Raw genomic sequence first — 1,250 nt, 5'->3', positions numbered from 1 at the left:
GACTTGGACAGGGCCCCCTGGGTCGCCAGGTTGTTGTCCAAGTTCTGCAGATAGAGGCGAGCGGCCGTTTGAACGAAGTTGCCTTCCGTGAACTGCAGGGCATACATGGCCGCGATCACAAACGCCACGGCCACGCCTATTCCGTCCGGGAGAAGGGAGCCAACCCCAACACGGGCCAAGATCACCACCATCCACTTCATCATCTGAATGAAGCGCTCGGCGGTCCCCCCCAGCACGCCCCGGTGGGGATGCGAGGCCGCACTCAGGAAGGCCGCAAACAACAGCAGGCCAGGAATGGTCAAGATCAGAAGAACGATGCCCGCCATTTTGGCAAAGCCCGCAGCGACCGCCATCATCCCCGCTCCCGTGTTCATCGGGTCAACCGCTGCTTGCCCCATGCTGGCCGCGTCCACGTGGAGCGCGGACGACAACGCCGCCGAAGCGGTTGCAATCAGCACGGGCAGCACCATCAGGGCCAGGCCCTTGAAGGCTTCCTTCATCCCTTCCGCTTGCTTCAACGCAACAAAGTAAGGAATGGCAGCCAGCAGCACCACGTAACTAAAAACGCCAATGAGCGAGCCCAAGAAGTATTGAACCGCACCAATCAGCGGGAAGGCCAGATACATCAGCGAGGTTGCAGTGCTGTCGCCGCCCAGCGCCATGTCGTCCCCCAGCACGAAGCCTTCGGCACGACGTCCTTCCTTGGTGATGATCATGCGGGCCTGGGTGTTGCGCAGATCCTCCGGAACCTTCGGCCACCACGGATGGAACTGGTCCAGATCCAGTTCTTCGGGCACAACCAGTGCCATCTCTTTCTCGTCGAAAACCGCGCCCGCTTGGACCGCCATATCTACATCCTCTGGGGGAACGTCCAGCACGCGGCTCTTCACGCGGTCGCTCACGTCAAAGCGCCCGACCAAGTTTTCGTAGCGGTCATTGCCGTCCAGAATGATTTGCTCCAGCGTGCTCGACGCTTGATCGTCCTTCTTGAACAGCTTGCGGCCAATACCGACCGTCCAATCCATCAGCGATAGCAACATGCTCAGTGCCTCCCGTTGTTGTTGTTGTTGGTTTGAGATAGCGCCTGACACGCCACGATTTCCTGAGGCGTGATGGTGCCGCTCGTCCATTTCTTTTTGCACTCGTTCAACGACAACGAGGGCGCGAGTTGGATCGCCGCCGGCGAAGGGCGTGTTCCTTTCACTTTGTTGACGACCAATGCCCCAAAGCAAAGGGCCACGCACGCGGCC

Annotated in this window: 2 protein-coding genes; both read right to left on the bottom strand. The window is 59.8% G+C overall.

Annotated features, from left to right (window positions below; all coding sequences use genetic code 11):
* On the bottom strand, positions 1–1,040 hold a 1,040-nt coding region (locus tag ABZX22_RS45190), incomplete at its 3' end, for a hypothetical protein (RefSeq protein ID WP_354923542.1).
* A gap of 2 nt (positions 1,041–1,042) precedes the next feature.
* Positions 1,043–1,250, bottom strand: a 208-nt coding sequence (locus ABZX22_RS45185) for a hypothetical protein (protein WP_354923539.1), incomplete at its 5' end; no start/stop codon positions are given.

The organism is Nonomuraea sp. NPDC003804, from assembly GCF_040610675.1.
In the GTDB taxonomy this organism is placed as follows: Bacteria; Actinomycetota; Actinomycetes; order Streptosporangiales; family Streptosporangiaceae; genus Nonomuraea.
The sequence above is the reverse complement of the archived record's forward strand: the minus strand, read 5'-3'. Positions and strand labels throughout refer to the sequence as shown.